The organism is Sphingomonas jinjuensis, assembly GCF_014197105.1.
Taxonomy (GTDB): Bacteria; Pseudomonadota; Alphaproteobacteria; order Sphingomonadales; family Sphingomonadaceae; genus Sphingomonas; species Sphingomonas jinjuensis.
Map to the genome: position 1 here is coordinate 192,825 of NZ_JACIEV010000007.1, position 15,035 is coordinate 207,859.

Annotated in this window: 12 protein-coding genes; 9 read left to right on the forward strand and 3 right to left on the reverse strand. The window is 68.9% G+C overall.

Translation table 11 applies throughout. From position 1 onward, the window contains the following. The first annotated feature begins 1 nt into the window (after position 1). The 4 genes from GGQ80_RS13005 to nagZ all read left to right on the forward strand — a co-directional run bounded on the left by GGQ80_RS13005 (position 2) and on the right by nagZ (position 4,834). Entirely contained in the window at positions 2–1,153 is a 1,152-nt protein-coding gene (locus GGQ80_RS13005) for a DUF1501 domain-containing protein (protein ID WP_425506054.1), read from the forward strand. A gap of 198 nt (positions 1,154–1,351) precedes the next feature. After that, positions 1,352–3,079, forward strand: coding sequence for an arginine--tRNA ligase (gene argS, locus GGQ80_RS13010; protein WP_183985498.1), 1,728 nt, complete (start codon positions 1,352–1,354; stop codon positions 3,077–3,079). 1 nt (position 3,080) lies between these two features. Next, positions 3,081–3,794, forward strand: a complete 714-nt coding sequence (locus tag GGQ80_RS13015; RefSeq protein ID WP_183985500.1) for an SPOR domain-containing protein — start codon at positions 3,081–3,083, stop codon at positions 3,792–3,794. Positions 3,795–3,826: 32 nt separating this feature from the next. After that, positions 3,827–4,834, forward strand: a complete 1,008-nt coding sequence (gene nagZ, locus GGQ80_RS13020; RefSeq protein ID WP_183985502.1) for a beta-N-acetylhexosaminidase — start codon at positions 3,827–3,829, stop codon at positions 4,832–4,834. A gap of 61 nt (positions 4,835–4,895) precedes the next feature. Here the strand turns inward: nagZ and pgi are convergent, their stop codons facing one another. Continuing rightward, positions 4,896–6,386: a glucose-6-phosphate isomerase gene (pgi, locus tag GGQ80_RS13025; RefSeq protein WP_183985504.1), complete on the reverse strand. Its 1,491-nt coding sequence runs from the start codon at positions 6,384–6,386 to the stop codon at positions 4,896–4,898. Positions 6,387–6,515: 129 nt separating this feature from the next. Between pgi and lepB the strand changes: the two genes are divergently transcribed. Together lepB and rnc are read left to right on the forward strand one after the other, a co-directional pair. After that, entirely contained in the window at positions 6,516–7,334 is an 819-nt protein-coding gene (gene lepB / locus GGQ80_RS13030) for a signal peptidase I (protein ID WP_183985506.1), read from the forward strand. Beyond that, on the forward strand, positions 7,331–7,996 hold the full coding sequence (gene rnc, locus GGQ80_RS13035; RefSeq protein ID WP_183985602.1) for a ribonuclease III: 666 nt from the start codon (positions 7,331–7,333) through the stop codon (positions 7,994–7,996). Before lepB ends, rnc begins: the two co-directional genes overlap by 4 nt. Here rnc and GGQ80_RS13040 read toward each other — a convergent pair. Continuing rightward, positions 7,993–8,898 carry an EamA family transporter gene (locus GGQ80_RS13040; protein WP_183985508.1) on the reverse strand — a complete coding sequence of 302 codons (906 nt, stop codon included), beginning with the start codon at positions 8,896–8,898 and terminating at the stop codon, positions 7,993–7,995. The two genes, rnc and GGQ80_RS13040, sit on opposite strands and share 4 nt — an antisense overlap. 52 nt (positions 8,899–8,950) lie before the next feature. After that, positions 8,951–9,712, reverse strand: a complete 762-nt coding sequence (locus tag GGQ80_RS13045; protein WP_183985510.1) for a hypothetical protein — start codon at positions 9,710–9,712, stop codon at positions 8,951–8,953. A 108-nt stretch (positions 9,713–9,820) separates the two neighbouring features. Between GGQ80_RS13045 and proS the strand changes: the two genes are divergently transcribed. The 3 genes from proS (at position 9,821) to GGQ80_RS13060 (ending at position 15,020) form a co-directional block, all read left to right on the forward strand. After that, the gene (proS, locus tag GGQ80_RS13050) at positions 9,821–11,350 is read left to right on the forward strand and encodes a proline--tRNA ligase (RefSeq protein ID WP_183985512.1); all 1,530 of its coding nucleotides are present in this window, start codon (positions 9,821–9,823) and stop codon (positions 11,348–11,350) included. A 186-nt stretch (positions 11,351–11,536) separates the two neighbouring features. Further along, positions 11,537–12,664, forward strand: coding sequence for a BaiN/RdsA family NAD(P)/FAD-dependent oxidoreductase (locus tag GGQ80_RS13055; protein WP_246347076.1), 1,128 nt, complete (start codon positions 11,537–11,539; stop codon positions 12,662–12,664). Between the two features lie 43 nt (positions 12,665–12,707). After that, positions 12,708–15,020, forward strand: a complete 2,313-nt coding sequence (locus GGQ80_RS13060) for a ribonuclease R family protein (RefSeq protein WP_183985516.1) — start codon at positions 12,708–12,710, stop codon at positions 15,018–15,020. The last annotated feature ends 15 nt before the right edge of the window (positions 15,021–15,035 follow it).

Consider the following 15,035-nt stretch of genomic DNA (forward strand, 5'->3'; position numbering starts at 1 on the left):
CGTGATCGATCGTCGTACCCTGCTCGTGCGCGGCGGCCTGACCGCCCTTGCGATGGGCGTCGCGCCGCGGATGGCGTTCGCCAAGGCGGAGACCGACCGCCGCTTTGTCTTCATCATCCAGCGCGGTGCGGCCGACGGGCTCGGCATCGTCGCGCCGGTCGGTGACCCGGCGTTCGTCGGCCAGCGCGGCGACCTCGCCGCCGACTTCGCAAGCGCGCCGCGGCTCGATGCAACCTTCGCGCTACATCCGGCGATGGCTCAATCGCTCGCTATGTTCCAGGCCAGGCAGGCGCTGTTCGCGCATGCGGTCGCGTCGCCATACCGCGACCGCTCGCACTTCGATGGCCAGAACGTCCTCGAGACGGGCGGGGCGGGGGCGTACCAGCTCAAGGACGGCTGGATGAACCGCATGCTCGCGCTGGTGCCGTCGGGCGAGGCGAAGGCGATTGCGGTGTCGGCGACGGTGCCGATGGCGCTGCGGGGGCCTCGCGAGGTGGCAAGCTATGCGCCGTCCGCCCTGCCCGAGGCGTCGGACGACATGCTGCAGCGGGTGGCGATGCTGTACGAGGGTGACAGCCAGCTGCACGGGCTGTGGAGCGAGGCCCTGTCGACTAGGGCGCTGACCGGCGACCTCGCCGCCAACAACGGCCAGAACGCCGCCGCAACGGGGCAGCTTGCCGCGCGGCTGCTGGCGCCGGCCAATGGCGCGCGGATGGCGATGATCGAGACGGGCGGCTGGGATACCCATACCGGCCAGCGCGCACGGCTGGCGGCGAACCTGAAGGGGCTAGACGCGATGATCGGCGCGCTGAAGACGGGGCTGGGGCCGGCATGGGCGGACACCACCGTGCTGGTCGCGACCGAGTTCGGACGGACCGTGGCGGTCAACGGCACCGGCGGCACCGACCACGGCACCGGCACCGCGGCGATGCTGCTGGGCGGCGGCGTGAAGGGCGGCCGGGTGCTGGCGGACTGGCCGGGGCTGGCGGCGGCGCAGCTGTACGAAAACCGCGATCTGCGCCCGACGATGCAGCTCGACGCACTGATCGCCGGGGCGGTGGCGGGGGCCTATGGGATCGATCCGGGCAAGGCGATGGCCGTGCTGTTCCCCAATGGGCAGAAGGCGGCGGCATTGGGTGGCCTGGTGGCTTGAGAATTCCTCCCCCGGAGGGGGAGGGGAACCAGCCGCAGGCTGGTGGAGGGGTACTTTCCGCGCGCGCTGACGCCGATGGCGACCTACCCCTCCACCACGGCTTCGCCGCGGTCCCCCTCCCCCTCCGGGGAGGATTGATCGACCGACACGCCCACCCCATTGCACGCCGCCGCGCGGCCCCGTAAGCCGCAGGGCATCATGTCGCTCTATACCCGTTTCGCCGCGCATCTCGATGCTGCGCTCGACGATCTCGCGCTCGCGGGCGTGTTGCCCGAGGGGCTCGATCGCCGCAACGTCACCGTGGAGCCGCCGCGCGATGCGAGTCACGGCGATCTCGCCACCAATGCCGCGATGGTGCTGGCGAAATCTGCCAAGGCCAATCCGCGCCAGCTGGCCGAGGCGCTGGCCGCCGAACTGCGCAAGGTTGGCGGGGTCGAGGACGTGTCGGTCGCGGGGCCGGGCTTCATCAACCTGAAGCTGGCGGACGACGCCTGGCGCGACGAGCTGGCGCGGATCGAGGCGGCGGGCGACGACTATGGCCGTTCGGCGAGCGGCGCCGGGCTGACCGTCAACATCGAATATGTCTCGGCCAATCCGACCGGGCCGATGCACATGGGCCATTGCCGCGGTGCGGTGGTCGGCGATGCGCTCGCCAGCCTGCTGGAGTTCGCCGGACACGAGGTCATCCGCGAATATTACGTCAACGATGCCGGCGGTCAGGTCGACGTGCTCGCCCGCTCGGCGCACCTGCGTTATCGCGAGGCGTTGGGCGAGGATATCGGCGCGATCCCCGAGGGGCTGTATCCGGGCGACTATCTGGTGCCGGTCGGGCGCGCGCTGGCGGCGGAATATGGCGATCGCTTCGTCGAGGCGCCCGAGGCCGAGTGGCTGGCGACGTTCCGCAGCCGCGCGGTCGCGGCAATGCTGGTGATGATCCGCGAGGATCTGGCGCTGCTCGGCATCCATCACGACCTGTTCTCGTCGGAAGCCGAACTGCAGGCGGCGGGCAAGCCCGAGGCGGCGGAGAAGTGGCTACGCGAGCATGACCTGGTCTATGACGGCGTGCTGGAAGCGCCCAAGGGCGAAACGCCCGAGGATTGGGAGCCGGTCGAGCTGCCGCTGTTCCGTTCGACGAAATTCGGCGATGATCAGGATCGGCCGATCAAGAAGTCGAACGGGCAATGGACCTATTTCGGCGCCGACCTCGCCTATCACTTCCAGAAGGCGCAGACTGCCGACCAGCTGATCGACATCTGGGGCGCCGACCACGCCGGCACCGTCAAGCGCATCGTCGCGGCGGTCGCGGCGCTGACCGACGGCAAGACGCGCTTCGACGTGAAGCTCGTACAGATGGTTCGCCTGCTGCGCGGCGGCGAGCCGGTGAAGATGTCGAAGCGCGCGGGCAATTTCGTGACGCTCGCCGATGTGGTGCGCGAGGTCGGCAAGGACGTCGTCCGCTTCACCATGCTGACGCGGCGCAGCGACGCGCAGATGGACTTCGACTTCGCCAAGGTGGTCGAGGCGTCGAAGGACAATCCGGTCTTCTACGTCCAATATGCGCACGCCCGCATCGCGTCGGTGCATCGCCGAGCTGCTGAAGCGGGGATCGAGGGGGGCGAGGCCGACCTGTCCCTTCTCGGGACGGACGAGCTGGCTTTGGTGAAGCTCGCCGCGCAGTTCCCGCGCGTCGTCGAGACCGCGGCGTCGGCGCGCGAGCCGCATCGAATTGCGTTCTATCTCTATGACTTGGCAGCTGCGTTTCATGCCCAGTGGAACGTCGGCAACGACCGCCCCGACCGCCGCTTCCTGGTGGTCGAGGATGCGGCCGCCACGCGCGCCCGGCTTTTCCTTGCCGCCCGGATCGGGCAAATCATTCGCAACGGCCTCCGCATCATGGGAGTCGAGGCGGTGTCGGAGATGAACTAGGATGCCCAGCGGCTTTCGTGAGGAGGATCGGCTCCCCTGGCTGGAGACCGTCGAATCGGACACGCGCGAGGGCGTGCCGATCGGCCGCGCGATCGGCATGGTGCTGCTCGGCCTGGCGGTGATCGCCGCGATCGTCTTCGCTTATTACAAGGTTCAGCAGCGCCCGGCGGCGACCGGCCAGCTGATCCCGGCGCCCGAAGGGCCCTACAAGGTCAAGCCGCAGGAGCCGGGCGGGATGAAGGTCGAGGGCGAGGGCAACGCCGCCATCGCCACCAGCGCAGGCCAGAGCGGCCAGGGCGCGATCGACCTCAACGCGGTGCCCGAAAAGCCCGTCGAGGGCACGCGAGTGGTTCCGAGGCCGACCCCGACCGACAGCGGCGCCCGCAACGCGGTCGCACAGGTTCCGACCTCGGGCGGCAAGCTGGTCGCGGCGGCACCGGTGTCGGTGCGCAGCGATGCCAACCGGAGCGGCGGCGCACGCGGCACGCAGGTTCAGCTCGGCGCCTATCCCAGCGAGGCGCTGGCCAATGCAGCATGGTCGGGCTTTTCGAAGCGCTTCGGCTATCTGGCGCCGCTGACCAAGTCGGTGCAGTCGGTGTCGACCGGCGGCAAGACGCTGTACCGGCTGCGGGTCGATGCGGGCAGTGCCGACGAGGCGGCCGAGCTGTGCGGCCGGCTGCGCGTGGCGGGCGAGGCGTGCTTCGTCGCGGGGTGACGCTGTCGTCGCGCTGAATTACACGAGCGCGCATGAAGCCTGTGATCTTCGGCCTGTCCGGCCTGACCCTAACCGACGACGAGCGCGCCTTCTTTGCCGAATGCGAGCCGGCCGGGTTCATCCTGTTCGGCCGCAACGTCGAAAGCCGCGAGCAGCTGCGCGCGCTGACCGACGAGCTGCGTGAGCTGACCGGGCGAGGCGACGACCTGCCGATCCTGATCGATCAGGAGGGCGGCCCGGTGTCGCGGATGAAGCCGCCGGTGTGGCCGGCCTTTCCGGCGGGGCCGGTCTTCGCCGCAGCCTATGCCAGGGCGCCGATGACGGCCATCCAGGCGATGCGCGCCAACGGCCAGGCGCTGGCACTGATGCTGGCGGAGGCGGGGATCACCGTCGACTGCGCGCCGATCATCGACGTCGCTCAGCCCGACACCACCCCGGCGATCGCCTGCCGCGCCTATGGTAGCGAGCCGATGCAGGTGGCGGCGCTCGGCCGTGCGATGCTGGAGGGGCTGGCGGCGGGTGGCGTGGTCGGCGTGGTCAAGCACATGCCCGGCCACGGCCGCGCGATCGTCGACTCGCACCATCTGCTGCCGACGGTCACGGCCGACGATGCGGCGCTGGAGGCGGATATTGAGCCGTTCCGCGCACTGGCGCATGCACCGATGGGAATGACGTCGCACATCGTCTTCGAGGCGTGGGATGCCGAGCAGCCCGCGACGCTGTCGCCGATCGTGATCGATCAGGTGATCCGCCGGCGCATCGGCTTCGACGGGGTGCTGATGACCGACGACATCGACATGAAGGCGCTGTCGGGCACCGCCGGCGAGAAGGCGGTGGCCGCGATCGACGCCGGCTGCGACCTGGTGCTCGATTGCTGGGCACGGATGGACGAGATGGTCGAAATCGCCGACCGGCTTGGCGAGATCGGCGATGCGGCGCGGGCCCGACTGGACCGCGCGATGGCTAGCCGCCGCGCACCCGAAGGCAACTTCGACGCGCTGATCGCCCACCGCGACGCGTTGTTGGCGGCGGTGGGCTGAACTCCTCCCGTCATTCCGCCGTGGCGGGAGTAACGGGAGGTCGATCGCGTCGGCCCAAGCGTCAGTCCAGCCCCGCCCGCTTGATGAGATCGGTGGTCGAGGGGTCGAACTCGCCGCCGCCCTTGGCCGCTGCCTTCGCCATTTCCTTGCCCAGCTCGACGCCGAACTGGTCGAACGAGTTGATGCCCAGCAGGACGCCGTTCACGAACACGCGATGCTCGTAGAAGGCGATCAGCGCGCCGAGCGTGCGCGGTTCGAGCGTGTCGAGAAGGATCGTCGACGAAGGCCGGTCGCCCGCATAGCTGCGCGCGGGGTCGTCGACCTGCTTGCCCTTCATCAGCGCCGCACCCTGTGCGAAGGCGTTGAGCAGCAGCTGGCGGTGGTGCTCTTCGGGCAGCGTGTCGCCTGGCTCGATGACCGCCAGGAACTCGACGGGGACGAGGTGGGTGCCCTGATGGAGCAGCTGGAACACCGCATGCTGCGCATCGGTGCCGACGCCGCCCCAGGTGATCGCGGCGGTGGGGCGGCCGACCGGCTTGCCGTCGACGGTGACGCCCTTGCCGTTCGATTCCATCTCGAGCTGCTGGAGATAGCTCGGCAACAGGCGGAGGCGTTCGTCATAGGCGAAGGGCGCGCGCGTTTCGGCGTGGCGGACCTGGGTGTAGTAGAGATCGGCGAAGGCGGCGAGCGCGGGAGCATTTTCGTGCAGCGCGGTCAGGCGGAAGTGGCGGTCCATCTCGGCCGCACCCTCGAGTAGCTCCTCGAACGCCGCCCAGCCGAGCGCGAGCGCGGCGGGGAAGCCGATCGACGACCACAGCGAGTAACGGCCGCCGACGCCTTCGGAAAAGGGCAGGACGCGGGTGTCGTCGACGCCCCATTCGTTCGCCTTTTCGGGCGAGGCGGTCAGCGCGACGACGCGGCCATAGGGATCCTCGACGCCGTTCTCGGTCATCCATTGGATCACCGATTCGGCGTTGAGCATCGTCTCGGTCGTCGTGAACGTCTTGGATGCGACGACCAACAGCGTGGTCTTGGCGTCGAAGCGCTTGAAGACATCCTCCAGCGCCATGCCGTCGACGTTCGAGACGATCGCGACCTCGTAGCGGCTGTCCTCGCGTCCGAGCGCATCGACGAGCAGGTGAGGCCCCAGCGCCGAGCCACCGATGCCGACGTGAAGGACATATTCGATCGGGCCAAGCGCCTCCGCCTCGATCGCGTCGACCAGCGCGCGGGTGCGCTCGTGATAGCGGCGCGAGCGGGCGACGCTCTCGGCGTTACCCTCGCCGCGCTCGGCGGTGTGCTCGACCGGGCGGTCCTCGGTGACGTTGACATGCTCGCCGCCGAACATCGCCTCGCGCTTGCCGGCGAGATCGCTCGCCTTGGCCAGGCGCTCGAACGCGGCGACAGCATCGGCGGTCAGGTGAGTCTTCGACCAATCGAAATGGATGCCGGCGACGTCGAGGCTGAATCGGTCGAGCCTCCCGTCGTCCTCGGCGAACAAATCGAGCAGCTTGGGGCTCGGCAATGCCTCGATCTCAGACCAGTCCGCCATATGATGTCTCCGTGTGCGATGAGCCGTCGCCGCGCCTGTAGCGCCGCAAGCCGCGACGCGCCAGAACGGGTCAGCTCGCACAAGGCTCCCGCTTGACGCCGCGCCCGGGTTGCGCGACGCCGCCGGTCCATGGCCAAGACCACCACCCCGCGCGCGAAGGGCGCGACATCGGAGACCGCGGAGACCGTGCGTTTCCTGCTGAAGCTGGCGCTGATCGTGCTGATCGTCCGCAGCTTCGTCTTCGCGCCTTTCTCGATCCCCAGCGAGTCGATGCTGCCGCGGCTGCTGATCGGCGACTATCTGTTCGTGACCAAATGGAACTACGGCTATTCGCGCTGGTCGCTGCCGTGGGGCGTGCCGCTGATCCCCGGACGGGTGTTCGGGCGCGATCCGGCGCGCGGCGACGTCGTCGTGTTCCGCTCGCCGGGGCCGGACGACCATGACGTGATCAAGCGGGTGATCGGCCTGCCGGGCGACAGCGTTCAGATGCGTGGCGGCCAGCTGTTCCTGAATAGCAAGGCGATACCGAAGCAGCGCGTCGCCGACTTTACCGTGCCGCTGTCGGACAATTTCGACGAGGGGAAGTGCGACGCGCAGTTCCAGGGCACCGGCGTCAACGGCAAGGCGATCTGCCGCTATCCGCGCTATCGCGAGACGCTGCCCAACGGGAAGAGCTATTTCGTGCTCGACCAGGCGGAGATTCCGGCTGCCGACGATACCGGCGTCTACAAGGTGCCGGCGGGGACGGTGTTCCTGATGGGCGACAATCGCGACGACAGCGCCGACAGCCGCTTCGCGCCGCCCGAGGGCATGGGCTTCATTCCGATGGAGCGGATCGAGGGCAAGGCGGCGGTGACGTTCTTCTCAACCGACGGATCGGCGGAGTGGCTGAAGCCGTGGACGTGGTTCAGCGCAGCGCGGCCATCGCGGATCGGAGAGGGGTTCTGAGCGAGCCGCTCGACGACTGGCTGGCGTCGACGTTCGGACGGGCGCCGCGCCACCTCGCCCCGTTCGCGCGGGCGCTGACCCATGGCAGCCAGGCGGCGGCGAACTACGAGCGGCTCGAATTCCTGGGCGACCGCGTGCTTGGGCTGATCATGGCCGAGTGGCTGTACGACACCTTTCCGGGCGAGCCGGAAGGCGCACTGTCGAAGCGGTTCAATTCGGTGGTGACGGGCGCGGTGTGCGCCGACGTCGCGCGGTCGCTGGGCGTGCGCGATCATTTGATGCTGGGTAAGCAGGCACGCGACGACGGCGCCAATGACAGCGACAATGTGCTGGGCGACGTGATGGAGGCGCTGATCGGCGCCTGGTATCTGGAGGCGGGGCTCGATGCCGCACGCGCCTTCGTCCGCGAGGCGTGGGGCGACCGGATACGGCGTCACGCGGCGGCGCCGCAGCATCCCAAGTCGGCGCTGCAGGAATGGGCGGCGGCTCATCGGCGGCGTGCGCCGACCTATGAGGTGGTGGATCGCTCGGGTCCGGGCCACGCGCCGCGCTTCACGGTGAAGGTGTCGATCGGGCGCGACGAGGCGAGCGCGACGGGGGCGAACAAGCAGGTGGCGGAGACGGCGGCGGCGCGAGCGCTGCTGGAGATGCTGGGCGGCTAGATGACGCCCTGTGCGATCGCCTGGCGTGTTTCCGCGCGGCGGCGGATGTGTTCGCGCCAGACGATGTAGAGGCCGCTGGCGATGATGATCGGGGCGCCGATCCAGGTCGCGGTGACGGGCAGCGTGCCGAAGACCAGCCAGCCGAAGGCCGTCGCCCAGACGAGCGAGCTGTAATCCATTGGCACGACGATCGAGACGGCGCCGCGCGACAGGCTGCCGGTCATGGCGAGCTGCGCGCAGCCGCCGACGAGGCCGATGCCGAGCAGCAATATCCAGACGACCGGCGGATGCGCGGCGACGGTGAACGCCAGCACGATGCCCAGCGGGATCAGCGAAAGGAAGGAGAACCAGAAGACGGTCGTCATCGCCGCCTCGGTCCGGCCGATCTGGCGCAGCAGGATCGAGACGGTGGCGGTGAGGACGGCGGCGGCAAGACCCGACAGCGCGCCGAGCGGCGGGATCGCGTTGCCGCCCGCGCCGGTGACAATGACGACGCCGACGAATCCCGCGAGCACCGCGCTCCATCGCCTCCAGCCGGTCGCCTCGCCCAGTACCAGTGCGCCCAGGATGGTGGCGAAGATCGGCATCGAGAAGCCGATCGTCGTCGCCTCCGCCAGCGGGAGCATCATCAGCGCGGTGAAGGTGAATGCCATCGAGCTGAGCCCGACGACGCAGCGCGAGACATGCGCGCCGAACCGCTTGGTCTTCAGGCTGGCGAAGCCGGGGCCGCTGGCGACCACCGCGGAAACGAGCAGCGTCGCGCCGAACTGGCGGAAGAACAGGATCTCACCCAGCGCGGCGCCGTGCGCCTCCGCCAGCTTGATGCCGACGTTCATGATCGAGAACAGCAGCGCCGACACCAATCTGAGCCCGATGGCGGAATAGAGGCGGTCGTCGGTCACAGCGTCGCGCGTAAGCGCAGCCGCCGGTGATGACCATAGCGATCGCCACGGGTTACGTGGCGAGCCGGCTATAGACGCGGGCGCCGGCGTCGGCGGGCATCGCCAGCACCGTCCTCAGCAGCGCCCGCTGCGCCTCGCACAGAGTGTCGTCGGTCGCCTGCTCGGTGGTGCGCTCGCCGGTGAAAAGCTGCTGCGCCGGTGCCGAGGCGCCGTTCGCGGCAAGGCCGTCAAGCAGATCGCGCTGGATCGAATCATCGGGGACGGCCCATTGCCGGGGGTGGTCGCGACCATCGGCGATCGCGGCGAGCCTCGCGGCCAGTACCTTGCCCATGCGCACGGCGCGCTCCGGCCGCGACGGCTCGGCGATGGGCGTGCCCTTGAGATAGGCGGCACAGCTGGTCGGCGGCATCGTGTCGACGAGCTGCCGTTCGCTTGCCGCCAGCGTCATCAGCGCTGTCGCCGGCGCGGTTTGTAGATAGTGGCCGTCGCGGCGAACGACCTCGCCGATCCTGGCACCGATGGCATCGCCCATCGCCTCATAGTTGCGCGCGTCCGCCCCGGCGAGGATCGCGGTCGACATCTTGCTGTAGTCGCTGGGGAATCTGGTCTTGAGCACGACAGCGGCAGGGCCAATGACGGGATCTTGCCCCAGCCGGGTATCGAGCATCCCCGGTGAAGACAATTCGCCCATCTCCTGCTGGCGATCCATGTAGTTGCGAACGTGAGGGACGACGAAGATACTCAGCAATCCGGCCAGGACTATGCCGCCGACCTTCAGCGACGGTCCCGAATAGCCGCGATCATTATAGCTCATGGTGTCGTTATTCCCCCGATCCCAACGATCGTGCTGGCCTGTCCTTGACGTGCCGTCAATGGGGCGGGCCGTTGCCCTCCGCCCCTCACAGCCGTAGAGGCCAGCGCCATGAAGCATGCGCTCTCCGTCACTCGCGACCAGGACTTCGCCGCCTGGTATCAGGCCGTCATCGCCGAGGCCGATCTGGCCGAGGAATCGGGGGTGCGCGGCTGCATGGTGATCCGGCCGTGGGGCTATGGCATCTGGGAGCGGATGCAGCGGCTGCTCGACGATCGCATCAAGGCGACGGGGCACGAAAACTGCTATTTCCCGCTGTTCATCCCCTTGAGCTATTTCGAGAAGGAAGCCGAGCACGTCGAGGGCTTCGCCAAGGAGATGGCGGTGGTCACCCATCATCGTCTGATCGGCGACGGCAAGGGCGGGCTGATGCCCGATCCCAGCGCCAAGCTGGAGGAGCCGCTGGTCGTGCGGCCGACCTCGGAGATGGTGATCGGTGCGGCCTTCGCGCGCTGGGTCCAGTCATGGCGCGACCTGCCGGTGCTCATCAACCAGTGGGCGAACGTGGTGCGCTGGGAAATGCGCACGCGGATGTTCCTGCGCACCAGCGAGTTCCTGTGGCAGGAGGGGCATACCGCCCACGCCACCGCCCAGGAGGCCAAGGACGAGACGCTGCGGATGCTGGAGGTGTATCGCAGCTTCGCCGAGGACGACCTGGCGCTGCCGGTGGTCGCGGGCGAGAAGCCGGAGAATGAGCGCTTTCCGGGCGCGGTCGAGACCTGGTCGATCGAGGCGATGATGCAGGACGGCAAGGCTTTGCAGGCGGGGACCAGCCATTTCCTGGGTACCAACTTCGCGCAGGCGCAGGGCATCAAGTTCCAGAATGCCGAAGGGCAGCTGGAACTGGCGAATACGACCAGCTGGGGGGTCTCCACCCGCATGATCGGCGGCGTCATCATGGTGCATGGCGACGACGACGGCCTGCGCGTGCCCCCGCGGATCGCGCCCTGGCAAGTGGTGATCGTGCCGATGCTGCGCGACCAGCCCGAGGACGAGGAACTGGTCCGTTATTGCAAGGACATTCAGTCGAACCTCGCCAAGCTGTCGGCGTTCGGCGAGCCGGTGCGCGCGCTGCTCGACCTGAAGCACGGCAAGGCGGCAACCAAGCGCTGGGGCTGGGTGAAGAAGGGCGCGCCGGTGATCGTCGAGGTCGGCGGGCGCGACATGGCGGGCGGCCAGGTGTCGGTGATCCGCCGCGACCGATTGTACCGAGAGGACGGCAAGCTCGACAGCGTGGCGCGGCCGCGCGGCGACGTCGAGGCGGATGTCGTTGGGTTGCTGGAGGAGATCCAGGCGGCGCTGCATGAGCAAGCGACGGCGCGAATGAAGGCGGGGATCACGCCGGTGGCCGACTTCGCAGGACTGGAAGCGCATTTCGCGGAAGGGGTGAAGTTCCCCGGTTTCGCCGAGGTGCAATGGGCGAAGCCGACCGGCGCGGCGCTGGAGAGGGTGGTCGAGCGGCTGAAGGCGCTGAAGCTGACGCTGCGCAACGTGCCCACGGATGCGGCGCCGGTGGACGGCGCGTGCGTGTTTACCGGCGAGCCGGCGGTGGAGCGGGTGCTGGTGGCGCGGGCGTATTGAGCAAAATCCACCGTCATTCCCGCGAAGGCGGGAATCCATACTGGCTGGACGACGTGGGTCTCACTGCGCTCCGCGGATTTTGGATCCCCGCCTTCGCGGTGATGACGGGATGGCGCGGGCGATGACGGGGTTTTGGCGGTGAGCAACTTCGACGCCATCGTCCTTGGTGCAGGCGCTGCCGGGCTGATGGCGGCCGCGACCGCCGGGCAGCGGGGCGCGCGGGTGCTGGTCGTCGATCACAATGACGAGCCGGGGCGCAAGATCCTGATCTCGGGCGGCGGGCGGTGCAACTTTACCAATATCGGGACGGTGCCCGAGCGGTTCGTGTCGGCGAACCCACATTTCGCCAAGTCGGCATTGGGGCGGTACACGCCCGCCGACTTTCTGGCGCTGATCGAAAAACATGGCATCGCCTGGCACGAGAAGACGCTGGGACAGCTGTTCTGTGATGGATCGGCGAAGCAGATCGTCGCGATGCTCATGGACGAATGTCTGGCCGGGCACGTGTCGTTCGCGTTCGGGCAGGCGGTTCGCGACGTGGCGCATGGCGACGGGCGGTTCCGGGTCACGGTCGGCAGCATCGTCCATGAGGCGCCGGCGCTGGTGGTGGCGACGGGCGGGCCGTCGATCCCGAAGCTCGGCGCGACCGGTTTTGCCTATGATCTGGCGCGACGCTTCGGGATGAAGGTCGTCGAGCCCAGGCCCGCGCTGGTGCCGCTGACGCTGGGGCAGGGCGAGGCGCTGTTTCGCGAGCTGTCGGGCGTGTCGACCGAGGTCGTCGCGCGCGCCGGCCCGGCGGCGTTCCGCGAGGCGGCGCTGTTCACGCATCGCGGGCTGTCGGGGCCGGCGATCCTGCAGGCGTCATCCTATTGGCGGCATGGCGAGGCGGTGGGGATCGACTTCGCGCCCGATGCGCCGGCGGGCTGGCTGAGGGCCGCGAAGCGTGCGCAACCGCGCACCACGCTGAAACGGCTGTTGCCGGTGCCGGAGCGGCTGGCGGTGGCGCTGGTCGAGCAGTTGGGCGTCGCGGGCGATCTGGGCAACGTGCCCGACAAGGCGCTCGAGGCGGCGGAGGTGCGGCTAGGCGACTGGCGCTTCACGCCCAACGGGACCGAGGGCTATGCCAAGGCCGAGGTGACGGTCGGCGGGATCAGCACCGCCGAGCTGTCGTCGCGGACGATGGAGGCGAAGAAACTGCCGGGGCTGTACGCGATCGGCGAGGCGGTCGACGTGACCGGGTGGCTGGGCGGCTACAACTTCCAATGGGCGTGGGCGAGCGGCTGGGCGGCGGCGCAGGCTATCGCTGAGCGGTGACACTGCCTATCTGTTGGCGGTGTCCAAGAAACATATCCCCGGGATGCCGACGCGGCAGCAGATCCTCGACTTCATCACCTCGTCCGACACGCCGGCTGGCAAGCGCGAGATCGCGCGCGCCTTTGGCCTCAGCGCGCAGGAGAAGATTGCGCTAAAGGCGCTGCTGAAGGACATGGCGGACGAGGGGCTGATCGACTCGGCGCCGGGTCGCGCCTTCCACCAGATGGGCGGCCTGCCCAAGGTGACGGTGCTGCGCGTCGCCGACATCGACGAGGGCGGCAATGTGTGGGCGGTGCCCGAGCGTTGGGAATCCGACACACCGGCGCCGCGGCTGCGGGTACGCGAGCGGAAGCGGGGTCAGTTCGGGGTCGGCGACCGGATGCTGGCGCGCACCGAGGAGACGGGGGGCGGCTGGACCGCGCATCCGATGAAGGCGCTGGCGCGCGCGTCGGAGCAGATGCTGGGCGTGCTGCGCGAGGATAATGGCCGGTTCTGGCTGACCGGCGTCGACAAGAAGGAAAAGCGCGAGGTACCGGTGTCCGATACCGGCGGCGCGGCGGCGGGCGACCTGGTGATGGCGGAGAAGGCCGGGCGGCCGCCGCGCATCACCGCGCGGGTGACCGAGCGGCTGGGCGATCCGTTCGCGCCCAAGAGCTTCTCGCTGATCGCGATCCACAAGCTGGGTATCCCGACCGCCTTCTCGTCCGAGGCGCTGGCGGAGGCGGAGCGTGTGGCGGAGCAGCCGCTGGGCGACGATCGCGAGGATCTGCGCCATCTGCCGATCGTCGCGATCGATCCGGCCGATGCGCGCGATCACGACGATGCGGTCTGGGCAGCGCCCGACGACGATCCGGCGAACGCGGGCGGCTGGCGCGCGGTGGTCGCGATCGCCGACGTCAGCTTCTACGTGCGGCCGGGCAGCGAACTCGATCGCGAGGCGCGGTCGCGGGGCAATTCGGTGTATTTTCCCGATCGGGTCGTCCCGATGCTGCCGGAGATCCTGTCGGCCGACGTGTGCTCGCTGAAGCAGGGCGAGGATCGCGCGGCGATGGCGTGCCATCTGGTGGTGGGCAAGGACGGGGCGCTGAAGAGCTGGCGGTTCAGCCGCGCGGTGGTGCGGATCGCGGCGAATATTGCGTATGAGGACGCGCAGGCTTGGGTGGATCAGAACCTCCCCGGCACGGGGAGGGGGACCGCCGGCGAAGCCGGTGGTGGAGGGGCAGACACGGGCGATGTTCCTGCTGGACTGCCCCTCCACGATCAGCCTTCGGCTGATGGTCCCCCTCCCCGTACCGGGGACGTTCTTGCAGCGACATTGCCCGGCCTTTGGAACTGCTGGCACTCGCTCCTCGCCGCGCGCAACGGGCGCGAGCCGCTGGAACTCGACCTGCCCGAGCGGCGCGTCGTGCTCGACGAGCAGGGGCGACTGCTGTCGGTCGCACCCCGTGAGCGGCTCGATTCGATGCGGCTGATCGAGGATTACATGATCGCCGCCAATGTCGCCGCGGCGAAGGCGCTGGAAGCGAAGAAGGCGCCGGTGATGTACCGCGTCCACGAGCCGCCGGCGCGCGAGAAGCTGGTGGCGCTTAAGGACTATCTCGAGACGTTCGGCGTCCCGCTTGCGCTGGGCCAGGTGATCCGGCCGAAGACCTTCAACCACCTGCTCGACCGCGTCGGCGACTCCGATTTCCGGCCGCAGGTGATGGAGCAGGTGCTGCGCACGCAGACGCAGGCCTATTATTCGCCCGAGAACCGCGGCCACTTCGGGCTGGCGCTGGGCAGCTATGGGCACTTCACCTCGCCGATCCGGCGCTATGCCGACCTGTTGGTACATCGCTCGCTGGTGGCGGCCTACAAGCTGGGGCCGGGCGCGCTGTCGCCCGACGAGGCGGCCAGGATGGGTGTGATCGGCGAGGCGATCAGCGGGCTCGAACGCCGGGCGATGGAAGCGGAGCGCGATACGCTCGACCGCTATGTCGCGGCGTATCTGGCGGAGCGTGTCGGCGAGATCGTCTCGGCGCGGATCACGGGCGTGAAGAACTTCGGCTTCTTCGCGACCGTCGAGGGTGTCGGCGGCGACGGGCTGGTCGGGGTGCGCGACATGGGGGCGGAATATTTCCGCTACGACGAAGGGCTGCAGACGCTGACCGGCGAGGACAGCGGCGACGTGTACCATCTTGGTCAGCGGCTGGAGCTGAAGCTGGCGGAATCGAGCCCGGTGTCGGGGGCGCTTCGCTTCGAACTGCCGGGTGGCAAGATGGGCCTGCCGCCGATGCGCGACAAGAAGCGCGGGGACCGGGTGGTGAACCACCGCGGGCGGCCGGGGAATATTCGGCACCAGGGGCGACGGCGGTAACCGAGCCCCTCCCCT

Coding starts and splice junctions, on each gene's coding strand:
- GGQ80_RS13060 (WP_183985516.1), top strand. CDS start 12,708: ATGCCGACGCGGCAGCAGATCCTCGACTTCATCACCTCGTCCGACACG.
- GGQ80_RS13015 (WP_183985500.1), top strand. CDS start 3,081: ATGCCCAGCGGCTTTCGTGAGGAGGATCGGCTCCCCTGGCTGGAGACC.
- argS (WP_183985498.1), top strand. CDS start 1,352: ATGTCGCTCTATACCCGTTTCGCCGCGCATCTCGATGCTGCGCTCGAC.
- GGQ80_RS13045 (WP_183985510.1), bottom strand. CDS start 9,712: ATGAGCTATAATGATCGCGGCTATTCGGGACCGTCGCTGAAGGTCGGC.
- pgi (WP_183985504.1), bottom strand. CDS start 6,386: ATGGCGGACTGGTCTGAGATCGAGGCATTGCCGAGCCCCAAGCTGCTC.
- nagZ (WP_183985502.1), top strand. CDS start 3,827: ATGAAGCCTGTGATCTTCGGCCTGTCCGGCCTGACCCTAACCGACGAC.
- lepB (WP_183985506.1), top strand. CDS start 6,516: ATGGCCAAGACCACCACCCCGCGCGCGAAGGGCGCGACATCGGAGACC.
- GGQ80_RS13055 (WP_246347076.1), top strand. CDS start 11,537: ATGGCGGCCGCGACCGCCGGGCAGCGGGGCGCGCGGGTGCTGGTCGTC.
- proS (WP_183985512.1), top strand. CDS start 9,821: ATGAAGCATGCGCTCTCCGTCACTCGCGACCAGGACTTCGCCGCCTGG.